The following is a 20,251-nucleotide window of genomic DNA, read 5'->3' as shown; positions in this document are numbered from 1 at the left end:
TTTAAATTAAGTTAAATTATGCACTTTCAGTATGGCGAAACAGAGATAAACACATTAAAAAAACGTGATAAGCGCTTAGCCAAACTCATTGAAAGAATAGGAGAAATTAAACGTCCATTAACACCTGATTTATTTACAGCATTAGTTAAAAACATTATTGAACAACAAATTTCGGTTTCTGCTGCCATAACCGTTAATCAGCGGTTACTCAATTTATGTGACGGTATTTACACACCAGAACGTATCGCAAAATTATCAGAACAAGAGATACAACAGTGTGGAATGACTATGCGCAAAGCTAGTTATATTATCGGTATTGCTGACGCCGTTATTTCAGAAAGATTAGATTTAAATAAAATTCCTGAGATGACAGATAAAGAGGTTATCGATACTTTAATTCAACTAAAAGGTATAGGGGTTTGGACTGCAGAAATGCTATTAATTTCTTCGCTTAATCGGCCAGATATTTTAAGTTGGGGAGACTTGGCTATTCAACGTGGAATTATGCGTCTATATCGCCATAAAACATTAGATAAAGTACGCTTCGAACGTTACCGAAAACGCTATTCACCTTATGGCTCCACGGCATCGCTTTATCTATGGGCATTATCTAAAGAATCAGAGTGATTGAGCAATAAACGGAGTTCTTTATTCATTATGTTTGTCAATAATAGCCATAATCCCGCATTTAAAGGACTATCATAATGGAAAGTAAACATAATCAACTTATTGAGCGAGCCTGCCGTTTTATTGAAGAAAATAACGGTGACGTGTCGCTTACCTGTATTGCAGAGCATGTTATGGCAAGCCCATATCATTTCCATCGCTTATTTAAATCAACGATGGGGATCACACCAAAAGATTATGCTAATGCTTATCGTCAAAAATTAATAAAAAAAGCGTTAGTTCAAGATGGCAGTATTACAGATGCGATTTATCAATCAGGCTTCAATGCGAATAGCCGTTTCTATGAAAATGCAACAGCGATATTAGGAATGACGCCAACAAATTGGCGTACAGGTGGTAAGAATATTGCTATCTTTTTTGCTATCGCTCAGTGCTCTTTGGGAAGTATCCTTGTGGCGCAAAGTGAAAAGGGGATTTGTGCCATTATGTTGGGGGATGATGCAGAGCTGTTATTAGAAGATTTGCAAAAACAATTCCCTCATGCTGAATTAATTGGTGCCAATGAAGAGTTTGAGCAAGTCATTGCACAAGTCATCGGTTTTATTGAATTACCCAAACAACCCTTATCTTTACCTCTTGATATCCAAGGTACGGTATTTCAGCAAAAAGTTTGGCAGGCATTATTAGATATCCCTTTTGGTAGCACGATGACTTACCAAGAAATCGCCGACAAAATTGGAGCACCTAAGGCATATCGCGCTGTCGCTAATGCTTGTGCAGCTAATAAGCTAGCAGTTGCTATTCCATGTCATCGTGTTATTCGACAAAATGGTGAATTATCTGGTTATCGTTGGGGCATTGAACGTAAGGCTAAGTTGCTTCAGACGGAGGCTTTAAATAATACCCTTGCGGGTAAAAAAGAATAAAAAGTAGTTATTGCATGATAAGATAATCAGTAATTTATCAATAAATTTATGAGTCAATATTATGTCAGCAATACCAACAGAAATTACTTTTTTTGAACGTTTGATCCCTTCCATTCTTGAAGAAAAAAAAGTGATTACTATCAGAGATGAAAGTGAAAGTAATTACAAACCAGGAAGCATTGTTGAATTATTTGCTAATGAACATCGTACTCATTATGGAAAATTGAAAATCATAGCGGTATCTCCTTTACGTTATGATGATATCAATGAGTATCACGCACAACAGGAAGGCATGACACTTCCAGTGTTGAAAGCGCTTATCAAAGATATTTATCCGACAACGAAATCTTTATATCTTATTGAATATCAATTAGTAAGATAAGAATAAATAAAAAAGGATCACAGCGTGATCCTTTTTGCTTAAACAAAATCTTATCTATCTTAAATCAAATTAAGTGCTTGCTTTAGCTGGTTAATCTCTAATTTCCATTGTGCTTGCAAAGCAGGTTTTTGATGGTTAATTTTACGTGCTAAATCGGCCTCTAATTTTTCTTCTAGCTCAATTAACTTAAAGAGTTTTTCATCATCATCATGATGTGAAACTAATGGAACTGATGAGATATTCTGCAAATTATTGAGTTTATCCACTAGCAGAGTTTCTGGCATTTCTTCTTCAGCAATAAGCTGATAAATCGCTTCAATATCATGATGTTCTGTTAAAACACCATTATGAATATACCAAAAACGATTACAGCTATTTTCAATCAATTCCCTATCATGGCTAACTAATAAAACACCACCGGGAAATTGACTAATTTGTTCAGATAATGCCTTTTTGCCTTCCATATCAATATGGTTTGTTGGCTCATCCAACATTAATAAAGAATAGTTTGCTAAACTCAGGCCAACAAACAATAAACGCGCTCGTTCACCACCACTTAATGTACTCACTTTCTGCCCGTGGCGCGTATAAACAAAGCCAGCACTAATAAGCGCCATTTTTCTCTGTTCATCCGTTAATGGTGCAAAAGGTTTTAATGCATCAGAAAGGGTATCATTATCAACTAATTGAGCAATTTTTTGATCGTAATAACCCAATTCAACTCGGGGATGCAGCTTTATTGCATTTTGTTCATTTATCTCAACTAAACTAAGTGACCAAATCATTTTTAATAATGATGATTTACCTGTTCCATTAGCCCCAATTATTGCTACTCGATCACCACTTTTTATACGCTGATTTTCAACAGTATATAAAACGGGTGTATTTTCAGCAGGAATAACAGCAAGTTGATTTAATTCGCAGAGCCTATCAGCACGTAATGCCGTACCAGAAAACTGTAATACCCATTGATTTCCAGACGTCACTTCAGTTTGCTCATCTTTTAAACGAACAATATGCTTTTCCATCTGTTTAGCTTTACGAGATAAATTCTCGTTATCATAAACGTGCCCCCATATTGCGAGTTGTTTCGCACTTTGGGCTATTCTATCTATCTCTTTTTGTTGTGCATCATAGCGATGTTGTGCACTGATATCTTGCTCTTCTTGTGCAACTCGAGCTTGAGAGCAGGGTAACCGAAATATAGATAGCGATTTATCACGAATAATCCATGTGCAATTCGTTACGTTGTCTAATAACGTATTATCATGTGAAACTAGAATGAAGCTACCACGCCACTGTTTTAAAAATGTTTCCAACCATAAAATAGTGGGTAAATCGAGGTGGTTACTTGGTTCATCAAGTAATAATAAATCAGGCTCAATAATTAACGCTCTCGCTAATAATAAACGAGTGTGTTGACCACCACTTAATTGCGAAACAAGGAGATCTTTTTCGTGAAGTTTAAATCCCATTTCACTTAGCAATAATTCAGCTCGCCAGCCTTCAGATGATCTGTATTCTTCAGGTAATTTATGAAGTACAGCATCCATTAAAGTCATTGACTGTAATTCAGTGGGTAAGTGTTGTTCTATATACGCCATAACCGTTTGATTAGCGACAGAAATAACACCCGAACTTGGTGATAATTGATGTGAAAGTAATTTTAATAAAGTACTTTTCCCACAACCGTTATAACCAATTAAACCAATCTTCTCACCTTTAATCAGTGCTAAAGAAATATCGTTTAATAATAAACCGTGATTATTATGGAAAGACAGATTTTGTGTAGATAATAATGTGCTCATAGCTTACTCATTCTTTAGGCGTAAAAACGCCTTGGGCAATATCAAGCGATAACCCTGTAAGCTGAGGAGAGGTAATAGTTAACGTCGCTCAGGCAGGTTAACGCAGTAAATTACTGTGAAAGCCTGAGCTGTGGCGATTACCAAAGAAGTGTGAGTATTTAATAAGATCACACAAAAACATAATTAGCCTCCTTCTCTAAGTTTAAAAGTTAATCGGTAGTGTGATTCTATCAAGATAGAGTTACAACATACAATCTTATAAAAGAGGTAAAAGGTGTCATTTTGTGTGAAAACCCGCTATTTAAGCGGGTTTAAGATAATTATGAATAAATAAAGGATCGTTTTATCTACTCTAATTTTCAGGTTTTAACATGGTTGTTCTATTGTGTTGTAACAGGTAAGTACTTTCGTAGTTTTATCGCAATCAATAAAATAATGACGCTAATGACAATACTGATGATATTCGTATTTTGCCAACCGATGAGATAAAAGGCGACACCTCCCGTAATGCTTCCAACTGCACCAAAGAAGAAAATCAGAAAATCATTAGTTCCTTGTACTTTTGCTCGCTCATGAGGTAGGTAAGTATTGGATAATAAATGTGTTGAACTAATCAAATTTAGATTCCACGAAATTCCAACAAGAACAAAGCTGATAAAATAGTGATAAAAACTTATTCCCGTTAAATTAATCACTAATGCGATGATAAGTAAAATAATTGCAGAGAAAAAGAATTTCTTTACACCAAATCGATGGATCAGTTGACCTGTAATAAATGAAGGCGCAAACATTCCCAAAATATGGCATTGAAATACAAAAGCAATGGTGGCAAATTCAAATCCATTTTGCTTCATAGATAGCGGGATCGCAGCCATCATATAAACTAAAATACCATAACCACATGCACTTACTATTGTGACTAGAAATAACAGTGGCTGGCGATAAAGTTGCAAATAACTTCTGGATTTTTCCTTATGTGTTGCTACTAATTTAACTACTTTTTTTAATGGAATTTTCCACAACAGAATAAACGCTAAAATATAAATAACCGTAAGTGAAAGAAAAGGACCAATAAAAGGATAATTAGCAAAAAATTGACGAGTAACAACCGCTAAGGTAGGGCCAATAATAGCAGCAATAATACCGCCACTCATGACTAATCCAATCGCTTTTGCGTGCATATTAGGGGGTGTTTCTTCAATAGCCGCAAATCGATATTGTTGTGCTGTACCAATCGCAACACCCGTAAATAATGTGCCTACCGAAAATAAAATTAAATTTTGATAATATATTCCAGCAATAGCAAATAAAGCACCAATTAAACCGGCAAGATTACCAATAATAAAGCCCGCTTTACGTGAATATTTCATCATAAAGTAGGCCATAGGAATGGTGGCTGAAATAATACCAATATATTGGCTTAATAATGGAACTGTTGAATAAATAGGATCTTTAGCAAGTTGTTCACCAATAACAACGGCGACAGAAAGGACTAATGCATTGCCTGTAATAAAAAGTGCTAAAGAAAATGCCAACCACCAAACTGATTTAGGCATAAAAGGTCTCCACTGATACAAATAAAGAAAGAATTTGTATCATACAACTTGAAGTTAACTTCAAGTCAATAGAAAGGCAGTTTGATCAAGGTTGTTTTTAATATATTGTTTTTATTATTAAAAATGAAAATTGTGTCGATTATTCAAGCAGTCGTTTCTTATTCTTTTCTAAACTTAATGCGAGATCATCTTGAAAATGCTTGCACTGAAAGTGATTCTTTTCAGGACAAAATAAAATATGCTCTAATCCATCTCGTAACTGAATTAATTCACTAATTTTAATATCAATTTCTTCAATTTTTGAGCGCACCATATTTCTATCAATTTCAGGTACTTTTTGATTAAGACTCAGTTGGGCTATTTCATCTAAAGAAAAATGAGCTTGTTGTGCCAAAGAGATTAACGCTAAACGAGTCAGAACATCTCTATGATATACGCGCTTAAGTCCTTTGCGACCTATCGAATGAATAAGCCCTTTTTTCTCATAATAACGGATCGCGGAAGAGGCGAGTCCCGTTGCTTTTGCAACTTCAGTAATATCCATCTCAATCGGTTGTTTTATATCAGTCATGGCATTACTCTTTTTCTATAGCATGGTCATCGTTAGAGAAACTCTATAACTTGAAATAGTGATGTTTTAACACTCTAAATCATAGAATTTCATCATTTTATCGTAATTTTTCGCAGATAAGAACTATCCACCTACATTGGGAGTTTTTATCATGATATATTGCTACCTATTCGCTATAGCTGTCCTATAAAAGGTTAGAAAATGAGTAAATTAAGAGTCGCTATTATTTTTGGTGGTAAATCCACAGAACATCAAGTTTCATTACAGTCAGCAAAAAACATTATTAATGAATTAGATCGAACGAAATTCGACCTTTGCTTAATCGGTATTAATGAACAAGGTCAGTGGCATGAATATTCAGAAACTGATTATTTACTAAATAGCGATAATCCTAAAACTATTTCATTAAGCAAACCTTTAAGAGCGGTTGCTATTATTCCTGGTAGTGTAAAAAACCAATTTATTTCACTTGAAGATGGCCAGGCATTACCTCAAATTGATGTTGTATTCCCAATTGTCCATGGTGCGTACGGTGAAGATGGAACACTCCAAGGCTTATTACACATGATTGATATGCCTTATGTAGGACCAAATATCATGAGTTCAGCTGCTTGTATGGACAAAGATATTACTAAACGCCTACTTGATGGTGCCGGATTAGCGGTTGCGCCATTTATTACTATTATGGCGCATCAAATTAATGATATTCCTTACAACGAAATGGTTCGTCAATTAGGACTTCCTTTATTTATTAAGCCTGCAAACCTAGGTTCTTCTGTAGGAATTAGCAAAGTTAATAATGAAGAAGAATTCAACGCTGCATTAGCAATGGCTTTTGAATACGATCTTAAAGTGATTGTTGAAAGTGCTATTGTAGGTCGTGAAATAGAGTGTGCTGTTTTAGGTAATGAGGATCCAGAAGTTAGCCCTTGTGGTGAAATCGTATTAAACGATGCTTTCTATGCCTATAATACAAAATATATCGATGAAGACGGTGCTAGAGTCGTTGTCCCTGCGGTAATGGAAGAAAATACGAGTGTGAATATTCGCCAAGTTGCATTAAAAGCATACCGTGTTCTTAATTGCTTAGGTATGGCTCGTGTAGATGTGTTCTTAACTCAAGATAATCGTGTTGTGATCAATGAAATAAACACACTACCTGGTTTTACCAATATTAGTATGTATCCAAAATTATGGCAGAGTGCAGGTTTAGGCTATCAATCATTAATTACTAAATTAATTGAGTTAGCACTAGATCACCATAGAAAAACGGCTGTTTTAAAAACGAAGTGTGAACTTTAATTGATGTATAAAAAGTGAGAGCTTGATGAAAATTACACACCTTGATCATTTGGTATTAACGGTTGCTGATATTCAGATGACCTGTGATTTTTATCACCGCGTATTAGGCTTTAACGTTATTACGTTTAAAGAAGGACGCAAAGCACTCACTTTTGGTTCTCAAAAAATAAATCTTCATCAATTAGGAAAGGAATTTCTTCCCAAAGCAGCAAAACCAACCGCAGGTTCGGCTGATTTGTGTTTTTTAACACAAACACCGTTATCAGAGATTATTGAGCATTTAAATCAGCAAGGTGTAGAGATAGAAGAAGGGCCAGTTCCTAGAACGGGTGCAACTGGCGCTATTATATCGGTTTATTTACGTGATCCTGATAATAACTTGCTTGAAGTTGCCAATTTAATTGAAGAATAAAACACGCTAAATAACCCTATTTAGCGTGTTTTTTAGTTTTTTAAAGCAAGCTTTAATTAAGCATATTTTCTTGAGCCAGCGACACAAAAAATAACACCAATGGTGACTAACAACATCAATAAATTGACAGATTCATGAAGTAATACAGCGGCTAAACCTAAGCCAAAGAATGGTTGTAATAATTGAAGTTGTCCTACTGCCGCGATCCCACCTTGTGATAATCCTTTGTACCAAAATATAAAGCCAATCAACATACTAAAAAGCGAGACATAGCCTAAGCCTACCCATGCTGAAACACTAATATTACAAATATCTGTTGCAACCGCTGAGCCTTATGCCACAACGACCAATATTCCTCATGCAATTCGTATTGCACTAGCTTCAATTGATATTAATTTATTGCGTGATGCATTAATAAAAATCAGAGAAATCATTGAGTATCAAATTGATTTATAATATATTTTTTACACTTTAACGCCTAAGGAGAAACTCTCATTTAGGCGTTATTTACATTTTATTTTAAATTTGTATTCCTATTTTCACATTTAAAATCAATGTAATCAGAAGATATTGTCGTCTCTTCAGTGATCCACGATGTTAAGTAATTTAAAGCATCTGGGGAATAACTATCTTGACCTTGATAAATGAAAAGCATCTGCTTCCACCAAGGCCATTGATTATCTAACTGGTAATTAAAGAAAGGCGCTTTTAATAAACCATGAGAAGCATTGGGGAATAGGGTGACTGTTTTATCTACATGATTTCCTAATAGTGTTCTATATAAACATGCGTTTTTTGGAGCATCGACATTAAGATCTAACTCACCAAACATAGCCAGTACCCGCCCATTCATGTGCGGTAAATATTGAGATGAATCACTTAAATAGTTTTGAACAACAAAATAGAAACGATCGTCAGACATATCTCCTTGCGCTGAAATATCATGGTTACCATTAATACCAAACACACGATCATTTTGTTGCAGTTGCTCTGAGACTCTTCGAGAAATTTCATTATCATCAATATTGTCGGCTTTTAAACGTACTTGCTGATAATAAACGCCTTGAGCTCGCCAATTCACAGCTCCACCAATAATAACGGAAAAATCAGGTTTAGATTGCGTCGCTGCAATAGGGATAACCCATCCAGCCTGTGAAAATCCTAAATAACCAACTTTAATATCTGTATGAGTAAATTTTTTTTGAATAATTTTTAATGCTATTTGTGCTTCATCTGCTCTATCTTGCATAGATTGAAGCAACCAATTTCCTTGGCTCTCTCCTACACCGGCTTTATCCCATGTATACACACCAATGCCAGAATCCAGCAAGCTATTAATTAATGGCAAATATCCACTATTTGAAAAGCGATCTTGAGCACCATCACCATGAACAAAAATAGCAACTGCTTTTATATTATTCTGATTAGGTAAAATTAATGTTCCAGATAAAGTATCTGTTTTAGAAGTAAAATTAATCGGGGTTATCGCTAAGGCATGATCATCCAATTCAAAATCAGAATACTGGTCACGACTAATGATAATCACAAAAAGAAGTACAATAAATCCTAAATAAAACCAAATTGATTTGAAACATTTTTTCATATCTTGAAAAATCCACTATGGGTGTAGACCCGTGAGTAATATAAATAAATCATTTATGTCTCTATTTCATATAATATGTACCAATTAGACTGGTTAGTCTAATTAATTAAAATGATTTTATTAAAATTTGCTTAAATAGAAACTGGTAAGACGAGTTACTTATTAAAGTAAAATTGATTAGATATTTTCAATAAACGTGATTCACTACAAAAAAACAAACAATAGAATATAACTACTGTTTTACTTAGTTTTTTTACAAATGACATTTATTGTTAAAGAAAAGAGATATTGAGTTATCATTTTTTTAAATTTTTATTAAATAGATATTCTCTCTAAACAAAATATCAGTATAATTACTCAAGGTTAAATATTGTTGTCTAAATCGGATTATCTAAAATAGAGTATTTTTGCGTTATCTTCACGTAATTGTCATGTAAGAAATATTGCTAAAATGATAAATGGCTTACTTTGTTTTTATCTTTTAAATTAAGTAGTAAAGGAATGAAGTAAATATCTTTAGCGATATTTTTAATCAAAAAACGGACGGTGTGATGAAAAAACTTATCCTATTCGGTGCAATATCTGGCGGTATACTATTTTGGTCTATACATTTACAAGCAGATAATTTTGATTGTCGAAATGCGGCGACTCAAACTGAAATTAATCAATGTGTACATCAAGATTTTCAGCAAAAAGATGAAGAACTTAACCATATTTATCAACAATATTACGCTAAATTAGACGGTGATCGAAAAGATCAGCTTAAACAAGCCCAGTTGGTTTGGATTAATTTTAGAGACCTCTCTTGCCAATATGAAGCTGACTATTATCAAGGTGGCAGTTTAGCACCAATGGTATATAGCAGTTGTTTAAAAGATAAAACAAAAGAAAGAATTAGCGACCTTAAAAATTATATTGCTCTATATTAAAGAAAAATGTTCAATCTAAAAAATATAACCACTAAAAATATATTCTTTTTATAATAGTCAAATAAGTATAGTGGTTATCATGAAAATAGTTTATAAATAATATAAATGTAAATTTTGTATTATTTTGAAACATAAAACCCCTTGACTAATCACTGTTACAAAGTAGTCTGATGTGCAAGTAATAAGCAAAAAAAGAAGTGAATTCAATGAAGAATATATTAAAACTTGGGCTAGGATTACTTTTTTTATCGTTGCCATTTGCTTCAACAGCAGTAGATATTAAACTTGAATATGGAGTAAATCTTATCGATTTTAATGGTGATGGTGTTCCTGATGTTGTCGTTAAATCTAGACGAGCATTAAATGATTCAACCTCTGTTGATCTGGCAACGGTTTATATCAAAGGAAGTGATCAAAAGGTTTATATTGTTCCGTCCATATATGCTAATGCTTTGAGTCTTTTTAACAATAAGATTAAAGGTACAGATATCACCATCTCTGATTTCAAATTTATTGAGAAAAAAAATCACGTTGTATTGTTAAGTGCTGAAAAAGTAGGAAACAACCTACAAAAAGCCACTCCAATCCGCTTTTCAAGTTATTCTATTTTAGAAAATAAAAAAGGTGATGAAATTCAATTTAAATGGCAATTTAATAGCTATTGTGTAACTGAATCATCTTATCTTAGTGTAGAAGATGCGTATTCTGATAATTGTATAAACAAAATTATTAATGAATAAACCTACAATTAAATAACAAACACATCATATTATGACGTGTTGTTTTTTGTTTTATAAAACAACACATTGTGTAAATATAAATAATATTCCTTTCTTTATATGCATTGGGTACTTGTATCATTTCTTGTTCCTTGTTATTAATCTACTGTTAGGATATTTCTTAATCAAAATGATTTTTATGGCGCTGTTTTATCAAAGTCTGTTTAAGAGGAAGATATGAAGGAAATTATTACAGGTTTACTTCTAGCCTCAATATCACTATTTACTGTATCTTGCTCACAAGAAGATACACATAAAGTAAAAGTGGCAATTAATACAGGGCCTGATCAAGTGATTTGGGATGAAGTAATTCGTTTAGCGAAATTAACTGAAGGGTTAGATGTTGAGATTGTTGCTTTTAATGATTATGTTCAGCCTAATAAGGCATTGAACGATAAAGAAGTTGATGCGAATGTATTTCAATCAATTCCTTATCTTCAAGCTCAAATAAAAGAACATGGCTACCAATTTCATATTGCCAGCAAAACGTATATCTTTCCTTTAGCCGCATACTCTAAAAAAATTAGCGATATAAATGAATTAAAGTCTGGTGATGTCGTTGCAATTTCAAATGAAGTCAGCATGAAAGGGCGTGCCCTTTTATTACTCGCAGAAAATCATCTCATTACTCTTAATGATGATGTTGGTTTCACGCCAACAGTAGATGACATTATCTATAACGCAAAAGAAATCACTTTTGTTGAAGTCGACACACCTAAGCTGACTGAAGCATTAAATGATCCAAATATCACAATGGCTATAATCAACAATAATTTTTCATCTCAAGTTGGGCTCATTGCGACTCGTGATGGGCTGATCTTAGAAACTAAAAATTCACCTTATGCTAATGTTGTTGTTACGCGTGAAGATAACAAAAATGATGAAAATATAAAAAAACTGGTTTCAGTTCTGCATTCAAGACAAATCGAGTTAAAATTCAAAGAAATGTATAAAGGTGATGCGGTAAGAGCTTGGTAACCGCCCTTAACTTAAAGGTAAAAAGAGGCACTCATTCTTTTTATCTTTAAGTTTATCCTACTGTTTTTTCCTTCTTTTTAACTAGAATAATCAACTTTTATCTAGTCAAATTACCTTGATTAAATATCACTCAACAAATAGAACCTTTTATTTAACGTTATTTTTATGTTTAAACGCGTTATGTTTATATAACTACTGGTTTTTATTCTATATAAAACATTCTAACAACATGAATTTTTTTCAGTATGATAAAGATCCTTCATTAAACATAAGAAATAAAAAAATGACTGACTCTCAACTGAAAAAACAATATATCGGCGAGCATAAACTATCACCAGAAACACTAATGATGAGTTATGGCTATGATCCATTACTCTCTGAAGGCTCAGTTAAACCACCTGTATTTTTAACATCCACCTTTATTTTTAAAAGTGCTGAAGAGGGTAAAGCTTTTTTTGATACCGTAAGTGGTAGAAAACCTTTACCAGAAGGTGAAAAAGCCGGTTTAGTTTATTCTCGCTTTAATCAACCTAATAGTGAAATTGTTGAAGACAGACTGGCGGTTTATGAAAATACGCAATCTTGTGTATTATTTTCATCAGGAATGTCCGCAATTACCACAACATTAATGGCATTAACGCAGCCCGGTGATGTTATTTTACATTCACAGCCACTTTATGGCGGAACTGAAACGTTAATTGCCAAAACACTTGCTAAATTTGGGATCCAAGCCACACCATTTACTGATGGGCTAAACCGTTCACTTATTCAAGAACAAGCAGATAAAGCCTGTCAAAAAGGGCGTGTATCCGTTATTTTTGCAGAAACTCCCGCAAACCCAACTAATTCATTAGTCGATATTGAAGCATTAAAAAACGTTGCTGATCAATTAGAAAAAGTGCAAGGCTATCGTCCTATTATTGTCTGCGATAACACATTACTTGGCCCTGTATATCAACATCCGATAGAACAAGGTGCTGATATCTCAGTCTATTCTTTAACTAAATATGTTGGTGGGCATTCAGATTTAGTCGCTGGTGCCGCAATGGGCTCTCGTGAACTTATTAATCAAATCAGATTATTAAGAGGAGCAATAGGGACACAACTGGATCCGCATTCTTGCTGGATGCTAGGCCGTTCTTTAGAAACGTTACAAATTAGAATGGAAAAAGCCAATCAGAATGCATTATTAGTTGCAGAGTTTCTGCGTGATCATGAAAAAGTAAAAACAATTCATTATTTACCTTTTGCTGATAAAAATTCTGTTGAAGCCCAGCTTTTTGCTAAACAATGTACAGGTGCGGGATCAACTTTCTCATTTGATATTGTAGGTGGAGAAAGTGAAGCTTTCCGTTTTCTTAATGCAATGAAAATTTTTAAACTTGCAGTAAGTCTGGGGGGAACGGAATCTCTAGCATGTCATCCAGGTTCAACAACGCATTCGGGTGTACCAATAACATTACGACATAGCATTGGCATTCAAGACACCACTATTCGTTTATCTATTGGGATAGAAAATCCACAAGATTTAATTGCTGATTTATCCCAAGCATTAGCAAGTGCTTAATTAAATTGCCCTGTTAATATTAAAAAACACCAGATAATGTGAATTTCACACTCTGGTGTTTTGTTTTAATAGACTTGTTTTTGGATTTCAATCCACTCATCTTTAGTTAAGCGGCAAATATTTTCAATTTTCACTTCATCTAAAAATTCTGCGTACTGTTCTTCAATGACGTGATGGAATTTAAATCCACATTTTTCTTGTGTTTTTTGTGATTTCTCATTATCAGCGAAATAGCCACACCATAAATTATCTAATTCCAGTGTTTCAAAGCTATACCGACTGATTTCTTTTACGGCTTCTGGTATTAAACCTTTGCCCCAAAATGGAACACCAATCCAATAAGAAACTTCAGCATCATTATCCCCAATAGGGAAATTACTCTCATTTGCGAAAGATAATCCAACTAAGCCTATGACAAGATCATCATCAATTAACGTAACGGCATAAACATCATCACGCATAAATATAGTACGAATAATTTCGGTACTTTCTTCAACACTTCTATGCACTGGCCAACCTGCAATTGGGCCAACGCGTTCATCTTTTGCATATTGATACAAACTTGACGCATCAGAAAGTTTCCATGGTCGTAATATAAGTCTCTCTGTTTTTAATATTTTCATTTCAATAACTTCTCTTAGTTTTCAAATATTCTGCAAATTATCTTACGTCTTTAAGATGTATGTATTCTAAAGAAAACAACTAAAAAACCGAATGTCATAAAAGAGGTAAAATCGGTACTTTTGACAACTAAATGAGAGGGGATACTTGTTATTACGTTCAATATCGTCAAATATAAAAACATAAAGTGGGTTAAGTCAGGAGCAAAAGAGGTAATGGATTTATGCTGAACCAAGTATTGTCACAACTTAATACTTCACCGCAATATGCCATTATGGGTGAAAGTAATATGATGAATGAAATAGGTTATCCTTTACCATTATCCTATATCGTAGTCATGATTTGCTTAGAAGGGAGGGCGGTAATCAATATTAGTTTTCAAAAACAGGTGATCAAAGCGAATGATATTCTTATTTTAGGCGATGATATGATGGCGGTTTTGAGTCGAAAATCAGCGAATTTTCGCTTATTCTATTGTTTTCTCGATAAATCTTTTGCTTCAGAAATTGCTTATTCTCTTTCAAATACTTTATTTGCTTTTCTCCATGACAACCCTATTTGCCATCCACATAAAGAACAATATGAAGCCTTAAATAGATGGATTCAACAATTAACACATATAGATAGCAGTTATTCTGAACACAGAAAATTAATGTTAAAAAACCACTTACAAAATCTCTTTTTTGCTATTACTGAATCAATACCCGCTCATTTCTCTATCGCCAAAAAAGAATTTAGTCGTAAAGAAAAGCTCTGCTGGCAGTTTTGGGAATTGATTGGCAAGCATTGTTTAGCACATAGGGAGGTGGCTTTTTATGCAAATCAGCTTAACATTACACCGTTTTATTTATCTCAAATAACAAAGCAATTCTTTAATGATGCGCCTAAGGCTTTGATTAATCGTCAAGTTATCCTTGAAATAAAGGCGTTATTAATGCGCACTTCGCTGTCGGTAAATGAATTATCAGTGAAGCTCCATTTTGATGATCCCTCTTATTTATGCCGATACTTTAAAAGAGAAACGGGTAATTCTTTATCTGGTTACCGTAAACAACACCAACGACAATAAAACTATTATTTAATTCATTGTTAAATAACAATTTTATTTATTTGCCAATGTTGACTAAAATCATCTAATTGGCAAATAAATCGCTCTTGAGCCACAAATACGATAATTCCTTGTAATTAATTTCTGCTAATTTCAAAAGCATAAGAAAAAAGATCAACAACAAAGGTAATTATTGTGAGTCATAAACTGCACCCTTATATCACAACAGATGCTAACCAAGCTGTTGCTTCTATCGCTTATCGCTTAAATGAAGTTATTGCTATTTATCCCATAACACCTAGCTCGACGATGGCGGAATATGCTGATCGTTGGGCAGTTGCTCACCAGCCCAATCTTTGGGGGGATATACCTCGATTAATGGAAATGCAATCCGAAGGCGGTGCGATAGCAACGGTTCATGGTGCATTACAAACAGGTGCGTTAGCCACCACATTTACCTCATCTCAGGGATTATTATTAATGATCCCATCACTTTATAAAATAGCAGGGGAATTAACGCCTTTTGTATTGCATGTCGCTGCACGTACTGTCGCAACACATGCTTTGTCTATTTTTGGTGATCATTCGGATGTAATGGCAATACGACAAACGGGCTGTGCGCTACTTTGTGCCAATAGTGTGCAAGAAGCGCAAGACTTTGCGGTGATTGCGCAGATAGCAACGCTCAATAGCCGTATTCCATTTGTTCATTTTTTTGATGGATTTAGAACATCACATGAAATGAATAAAATAATGTCTATTTCTGATGATGAACTCAAGCAGCTTATCCCATACTCTGCGATTGAAGCTCATCGCCAACGTGCATTATCGCCAGAATCGCCTGTGATAAGAGGAACTTCCGCCAATCCTGATACTTATTTTCAAGCTAGAGAAGCCTCGAACCCTTGGTATAACAGTGGTTATCAACATGTTGAAGAGGCAATGAATTTGTTTGCCAAAGTAACTGGGCGTACTTATCAGCCATTTGAATATTATGGGCATCCTCAAGCTACACGAATTATTGTTCTAATGGGTTCAGCCGCGGGTCCTTGTAAAGAAGTTATTGATATGCTCAATACACAAGGCGAGAAACTCGGCTTACTTTGTGTACACCTTTATCGCCCATTTTCGGCGTGTCATTTTCTTGATGCTATTCCAAATTCAGTTGAGTCTATTGCTGTTCTTGATAGAACTAAAGAGCCAGGCGCACAGGCTGAACCTCTCTATCTTGATGTTATTACGGCATTTGCCGAAGCCTATCATCAAGGTGAACGTGAAATATTGCCTCTGACTATTTCTGGTCGTTATGGATTATCTTCAAAAGAATTCGATCCAGATTGTGTTATGGCTGTGTTTAAAGAATTACAGCAATCTAAACCTAAACGTCGGTTCACTGTTGGTATTTATGATGATGTAACACATTTATCAATTATGCCTATGGATGCCAAATTACCTGAACATCATAAACTTAGCGCACTCTTTTATGGATTAGGTAGTGATGGTTCTGTTTCTGCGACTAAGAATAATATTAATATTATTGGTAGCAACACACCGTTATATGCCCAAGGCTATTTTGTTTATGACTCAAAAAAAGCGGGTGGATTAACTGTTTCTCATTTAAGGATCAGTCAAACGCCTATTAACTCAACTTACCTCATTAAACAGGCTGATTTTATTGGTTGTCACCAATGGCAGTTTATTGATAAATACCAAATTGTTGAGAAATTAAAAGTAGGGGGCACACTTCTATTAAATACCCCTTATTCAGCGCCAACCGTTTGGGCTAAATTACCGCAAGAAGTTCAAGCGCTACTTATTGAAAAAGAAGCGCGCATCTATGTTATTAATGCTTATAAGATTGCGCGTGAATGCCAATTAGGCGCACGAATTAATACCATAATGCAAACAGCATTTTTCCACTTAACATCTCTTTTCCCTGCCGAAAAGATAAATGATTATCTGCATAAGACAATTATTAAAAGTTATCAAAATAAAGGCGAAGCATTGGTCAATGCGAACTTAATGGCGATTTCACAAACATTGTCTGCATTAGAGCGCGTTCCTGTTGGGGCTGTATTAACCGAAAGTCCTTATAAATCCCCGATTGTCGCTGATAATGCGCCTGATTTTGTCAAAACAGTCACCGCCATAATGATAGCAGGGCTTGGTGATAGTTTACCTGTTTCGGCATTTCCACCTGATGGCACATGGCCAACTGGCACAACACAATGGGAAAAACGTAATATTGCTGAATTTATTCCTGTCTGGAAACCGTCTTTATGTACACAGTGCAACTATTGCGTTGCCGCTTGTCCTCATGCTGCTATTCGCGCTAAAGTGACCAAGCCTAGCCTGTTAGAAAATGCACCAATAACCCTTGAAAAACTTCCTGTAAAATCTCGTGAAATGAAAGGGTTAGACTATATTTTACAAGTTGCACCTGAAGATTGTACTGGCTGTAACTTATGCTATGAAGTTTGCCCAGCCAAAGACAGACAAGATCCAAACATCAGGGCGATCAATATGATTGAAAAGCTTGGTGTATTAGAACAAGAAAAACAAAACTTCAATTTCTTCAATCAATTACCTGATTTACATCCTTCTGAATTAGAAAAAATAGATATCAGGACATCACAATTAATTACGCCACTATTTGAATATTCAGGTGCATGTTCTGGCTGTGGTGAAACCGCCTATATTAAATTATTAACTCAGCTTTATGGCGATGAATTATTAATTGCAAATGCCACAGGGTGTTCATCTATTTACGGTGGTAATCTCCCAACCACACCCTATACCACAAACAGAGAAGGCAGAGGGCCTGCTTGGGCTAACTCCTTATTTGAAGATAATGCCGAATTTGGTCTAGGTTTTCGTCTCACCTTAGATCAGCATAAAAAACGTGTTGAGCGCTTATTAAATCGATTTGCAACAGAAATACCCGCTTCACTTTATCAAACGTTGACTGATACGAATAATTCTAATCAGGATAAACGCAATGGAATTAATGAGTTATCCACCTTATTAGGTCACAGTAGTGATCCACTAGCCAAAGAGTTACTCCATGATGCGCACTATTTAATGCAAAAATCTGTATGGATGGTTGGCGGTGACGGTTGGGCTTATGATATTGGTTTTGGCGGACTTGATCATGTATTGAGTAGCGGTGAAAACGTTAATGTACTGGTGTTAGATACACAATGTTATTCCAATACTGGTGGACAACAATCTAAAGCAACCCCAATGGGCGCTATTACTAAATTTGGTGAGGATGGAAAAAATAAAGCTCGCAAAGATTTGGGTATCACCATGATGATGTATGGCAACATTTATGTTGCTCAAATCGCTATTGGTGCTCAAATGAACCAAACTATTAAAGCCATTCAAGAAGCGGAGGCCTATCAAGGATCTTCACTGATTATTGCTTATAGTCCTTGTGAAGAGCATGGTTATGACTTGGCCTTTAGCTATGAACAAATGAAGCAACTGACTGCATCAGGTTTCTGGCCTCTCTATCGATTTGATCCTCGCCGTGAACAAGAGGGCAAAAATCCGTTAACGCTAGATTCAAGAGCTCCTAACCAAGTCGCTTCTGCGGTGTTAAATAAAGAGCAACGTTTTAGTCGACTATTTAAAATCTATCCTGATAAAGCAATGGCATTAGCGAATCAAGCACAACGTAATATTGAAAAGAAATATGCTTTACTTAATCTATTGGCAGAAAAAAGCATAAAGTCAGAGACTGAATAAACTATAAATCCCACTCGGCTAAAAATCATAACCACTCGTAAGATGGGGGGTTATGATTTTATTAATACCTAATATATTAAACAGATATCATTTTATTTCGGCTGGCATTCATACCTTGGATCATACAAAACCAAGCCAATGCAGAAACCACCATTAAAATAGCGAATAAAGAGGCGGGCGGAAATGCAGTTAAAATAAAACCACTGGCAAGTGGATTAAGTGCCGCACCTAACCAACCGAGTGACTGTGCAGAGAAATAACTTGCTTTCATTCCTAACGGTGCAATGTTATCAATCATCATATACTCGCCTGGTGCATAAATTAATTCACCAAAGGTAAACACAGCGATAGCTAGTGCCCAAAAGATTAAATTGTCACCAGCAAACATAAAGCCAAGTAAGCCTGTCATAAAAAATAACGTACCTAATGTCATTAATTTACGTAGCCTTTCTGCGGTAACATGTTTACCCACTATATATTGTAAAGAGACTACAATGGCAGCGTTTACAGGTAATACCACGGCGATAACAGACTCTGCTAATTTTGCATCGTAAACCACTAAAATATATTGCGAAATACATGAGGCAAAAGAGCCAAACGTTAATGTACCGAAAAAAGTTGAGAGTACAAACCAACTTAATGCTCTATCTTTTAGCATTATTTTCGGATCCCATTTCACACTATTTTCTTCATCTGTATTCACCGCTTTTGAGCGTTGAACAAAAACTTGGATCATAAATAGTGGAAATGTTGCCGAAATAGCCGCAAGCCAGAAAGGTAATTGTGTTCCATACATTAATAATAAGGTGCCGATAGGGGGCCCCACCGTCCATCCCATATTGATAAAGGTATAGTTTAGAGAGAATATTTTAGGTTTTGCTGAAACTGATAAGGTTTCGGCAAAATACGCTTTTAATACGGTTGAAAACACTAAATAAGAGCAGTTAATCACAGAAAAAAAGATAACGACTAAAATAGTGCTATGAACAAGAGGGATTGCAGCAAATCCAAAAATAAACGTTAGAATTGCAAGGATCATATAACGTTTTTTCTCAAATTTATCAGCAAGCATGCCAAAGCCAAGGCTGAAGAAAATCCCCGTTGTTAATGCAATAGACATGGCAATACCAATATCATCGACAGGTAATTGATACTCCCTCGACAAATAGATAGCCATAAACGGTAATGTTGCACCTCTTCCTATTGTAAGAAGAAGTGATGAAAATAGCAGTGCAGCTGTTGAGCGTGTTTTTTTTGAGAACATATTATCTTTATTCTAATTATTTGTATTTTATGGCGTGTTTTATAATTCGTACGATTTTTTACGGGTGAAAAAAAGAACAAATTCGCACTGTATATTAATACATAACTTAGTAATTACTGTATAGCTTA

17 protein-coding genes and 1 pseudogene are annotated in these 20,251 nt (G+C 34.9%); 11 read left to right on the top strand and 7 right to left on the bottom strand.

What is annotated here, in order from left to right; translation table 11 throughout:
• Positions 1-18 precede the first annotated feature (18 nt).
• The 3 genes from ACNART_RS01525 (at position 19) to yqfB (ending at position 1,935) form a co-directional block, all read left to right on the top strand.
• Entirely contained in the window at positions 19-627 is a 609-nt protein-coding gene (locus ACNART_RS01525; protein WP_102086711.1) for a DNA-3-methyladenine glycosylase family protein, read from the top strand.
• 77 nt (positions 628-704) lie between these two features.
• Positions 705-1,553, top strand: a complete 849-nt coding sequence (gene ada / locus ACNART_RS01520) for a bifunctional DNA-binding transcriptional regulator/O6-methylguanine-DNA methyltransferase Ada (RefSeq protein ID WP_349443127.1) — start codon at positions 705-707, stop codon at positions 1,551-1,553.
• 61 nt (positions 1,554-1,614) lie between these two features.
• Positions 1,615-1,935, top strand: a complete 321-nt coding sequence (gene yqfB / locus ACNART_RS01515) for a N(4)-acetylcytidine aminohydrolase (protein WP_102086714.1) — start codon at positions 1,615-1,617, stop codon at positions 1,933-1,935.
• A 59-nt stretch (positions 1,936-1,994) separates the two neighbouring features.
• On the opposite strand, the gene ACNART_RS01510 is transcribed toward yqfB, so the two are convergent.
• The 3 genes from ACNART_RS01510 to ACNART_RS01500 form a co-directional block, all read right to left on the bottom strand.
• On the bottom strand, positions 1,995-3,743 hold the full coding sequence (locus ACNART_RS01510; RefSeq protein ID WP_102086715.1) for an ABC-F family ATP-binding cassette domain-containing protein: 1,749 nt from the start codon (positions 3,741-3,743) through the stop codon (positions 1,995-1,997).
• Between the two features lie 380 nt (positions 3,744-4,123).
• On the bottom strand, positions 4,124-5,299 hold the full coding sequence (locus ACNART_RS01505) for an MFS transporter (protein ID WP_102086716.1): 1,176 nt from the start codon (positions 5,297-5,299) through the stop codon (positions 4,124-4,126).
• A 139-nt stretch (positions 5,300-5,438) separates the two neighbouring features.
• Positions 5,439-5,870 carry a helix-turn-helix domain-containing protein gene (locus tag ACNART_RS01500; RefSeq protein WP_180949070.1) on the bottom strand — a complete coding sequence of 144 codons (432 nt, stop codon included), beginning with the start codon at positions 5,868-5,870 and terminating at the stop codon, positions 5,439-5,441.
• 201 nt (positions 5,871-6,071) lie between these two features.
• On the opposite strand from ACNART_RS01500, the gene ddlA reads away from it, so the two are divergent.
• Together ddlA and ACNART_RS01490 are read left to right on the top strand one after the other, a co-directional pair.
• Entirely contained in the window at positions 6,072-7,172 is a 1,101-nt protein-coding gene (ddlA, locus tag ACNART_RS01495) for a D-alanine--D-alanine ligase (RefSeq protein ID WP_198619508.1), read from the top strand.
• 25 nt (positions 7,173-7,197) lie between these two features.
• Complete coding sequence (locus ACNART_RS01490) at positions 7,198-7,584, top strand: VOC family protein (protein WP_198625630.1); 387 nt, start codon at positions 7,198-7,200, stop codon at positions 7,582-7,584.
• A gap of 56 nt (positions 7,585-7,640) precedes the next feature.
• On the opposite strand, the pseudogene ACNART_RS01485 reads toward ACNART_RS01490, so the two are convergent.
• A pseudogene (locus ACNART_RS01485) lies at positions 7,641-7,886 on the bottom strand (EamA family transporter); the annotation flags it as partial.
• A 212-nt stretch (positions 7,887-8,098) separates the two neighbouring features.
• Positions 8,099-9,187 carry an alpha/beta hydrolase family protein gene (locus tag ACNART_RS01480; RefSeq protein ID WP_368926747.1) on the bottom strand — a complete coding sequence of 363 codons (1,089 nt, stop codon included), beginning with the start codon at positions 9,185-9,187 and terminating at the stop codon, positions 8,099-8,101.
• 551 nt (positions 9,188-9,738) lie between these two features.
• Between ACNART_RS01480 and ACNART_RS01475 the strand changes: the two genes are divergently transcribed.
• From ACNART_RS01475 to ACNART_RS01460, 4 genes are all read left to right on the top strand, one after another.
• Positions 9,739-10,116, top strand: a complete 378-nt coding sequence (locus ACNART_RS01475) for a lysozyme inhibitor LprI family protein (protein ID WP_102086720.1) — start codon at positions 9,739-9,741, stop codon at positions 10,114-10,116.
• A gap of 206 nt (positions 10,117-10,322) precedes the next feature.
• Entirely contained in the window at positions 10,323-10,856 is a 534-nt protein-coding gene (locus tag ACNART_RS01470; RefSeq protein ID WP_416303416.1) for a carbapenem self-resistance protein CarG family protein, read from the top strand.
• A 216-nt stretch (positions 10,857-11,072) separates the two neighbouring features.
• Positions 11,073-11,873: a MetQ/NlpA family lipoprotein gene (locus ACNART_RS01465; protein WP_102086722.1), complete on the top strand. Its 801-nt coding sequence runs from the start codon at positions 11,073-11,075 to the stop codon at positions 11,871-11,873.
• Between the two features lie 283 nt (positions 11,874-12,156).
• Positions 12,157-13,440, top strand: a complete 1,284-nt coding sequence (locus ACNART_RS01460) for a cystathionine gamma-synthase family protein (RefSeq protein WP_349443131.1) — start codon at positions 12,157-12,159, stop codon at positions 13,438-13,440.
• A 65-nt stretch (positions 13,441-13,505) separates the two neighbouring features.
• Here the strand turns inward: ACNART_RS01460 and ACNART_RS01455 are convergent, their stop codons facing one another.
• Positions 13,506-14,063 (bottom strand): GNAT family N-acetyltransferase, encoded by a 558-nt coding sequence (locus tag ACNART_RS01455; RefSeq protein ID WP_368926751.1) that lies wholly within the window; start codon positions 14,061-14,063, stop codon positions 13,506-13,508.
• Between the two features lie 287 nt (positions 14,064-14,350).
• Between ACNART_RS01455 and ACNART_RS01450 the strand changes: the two genes are divergently transcribed.
• The gene (locus ACNART_RS01450) at positions 14,351-15,130 is read left to right on the top strand and encodes a helix-turn-helix domain-containing protein (protein ID WP_232797448.1); all 780 of its coding nucleotides are present in this window, start codon (positions 14,351-14,353) and stop codon (positions 15,128-15,130) included.
• A 174-nt stretch (positions 15,131-15,304) separates the two neighbouring features.
• Positions 15,305-18,859: a pyruvate:ferredoxin (flavodoxin) oxidoreductase gene (nifJ, locus tag ACNART_RS01445; RefSeq protein WP_368926753.1), complete on the top strand. Its 3,555-nt coding sequence runs from the start codon at positions 15,305-15,307 to the stop codon at positions 18,857-18,859.
• Between the two features lie 76 nt (positions 18,860-18,935).
• Here the strand turns inward: nifJ and ydeE are convergent, their stop codons facing one another.
• On the bottom strand, positions 18,936-20,123 hold the full coding sequence (ydeE, locus tag ACNART_RS01440) for an efflux MFS transporter YdeE (RefSeq protein ID WP_196532712.1): 1,188 nt from the start codon (positions 20,121-20,123) through the stop codon (positions 18,936-18,938).
• Between the last annotated feature and the right edge of the window lie 128 nt (positions 20,124-20,251).

Source organism: Proteus sp. LHD240705, from assembly GCF_047921555.1.
In the GTDB taxonomy this organism is placed as follows: domain Bacteria; phylum Pseudomonadota; class Gammaproteobacteria; order Enterobacterales; family Enterobacteriaceae; genus Proteus.
This window is presented reverse-complemented; position numbering and strand designations above follow the sequence as displayed.

Bases quoted from the DNA above. Each gene is read 5' to 3' on its own strand.
- ACNART_RS01525 (WP_102086711.1), top strand. From the start codon at position 19: ATGCACTTTCAGTATGGCGAAACAGAGATAAACACATTAAAAAAACGT.
- ada (WP_349443127.1), top strand. From the start codon at position 705: ATGGAAAGTAAACATAATCAACTTATTGAGCGAGCCTGCCGTTTTATT.
- yqfB (WP_102086714.1), top strand. From the start codon at position 1,615: ATGTCAGCAATACCAACAGAAATTACTTTTTTTGAACGTTTGATCCCT.
- ACNART_RS01510 (WP_102086715.1), bottom strand. From the start codon at position 3,743: ATGAGCACATTATTATCTACACAAAATCTGTCTTTCCATAATAATCAC.
- ACNART_RS01505 (WP_102086716.1), bottom strand. From the start codon at position 5,299: ATGCCTAAATCAGTTTGGTGGTTGGCATTTTCTTTAGCACTTTTTATT.
- ACNART_RS01500 (WP_180949070.1), bottom strand. From the start codon at position 5,870: ATGACTGATATAAAACAACCGATTGAGATGGATATTACTGAAGTTGCA.
- ddlA (WP_198619508.1), top strand. From the start codon at position 6,072: ATGAGTAAATTAAGAGTCGCTATTATTTTTGGTGGTAAATCCACAGAA.
- ACNART_RS01490 (WP_198625630.1), top strand. From the start codon at position 7,198: ATGAAAATTACACACCTTGATCATTTGGTATTAACGGTTGCTGATATT.
- ACNART_RS01480 (WP_368926747.1), bottom strand. From the start codon at position 9,187: ATGAAAAAATGTTTCAAATCAATTTGGTTTTATTTAGGATTTATTGTA.
- ACNART_RS01475 (WP_102086720.1), top strand. From the start codon at position 9,739: ATGAAAAAACTTATCCTATTCGGTGCAATATCTGGCGGTATACTATTT.
- ACNART_RS01470 (WP_416303416.1), top strand. From the start codon at position 10,323: ATGAAGAATATATTAAAACTTGGGCTAGGATTACTTTTTTTATCGTTG.
- ACNART_RS01465 (WP_102086722.1), top strand. From the start codon at position 11,073: ATGAAGGAAATTATTACAGGTTTACTTCTAGCCTCAATATCACTATTT.
- ACNART_RS01460 (WP_349443131.1), top strand. From the start codon at position 12,157: ATGACTGACTCTCAACTGAAAAAACAATATATCGGCGAGCATAAACTA.
- ACNART_RS01455 (WP_368926751.1), bottom strand. From the start codon at position 14,063: ATGAAAATATTAAAAACAGAGAGACTTATATTACGACCATGGAAACTT.
- ACNART_RS01450 (WP_232797448.1), top strand. From the start codon at position 14,351: ATGATGAATGAAATAGGTTATCCTTTACCATTATCCTATATCGTAGTC.
- ydeE (WP_196532712.1), bottom strand. From the start codon at position 20,123: ATGTTCTCAAAAAAAACACGCTCAACAGCTGCACTGCTATTTTCATCA.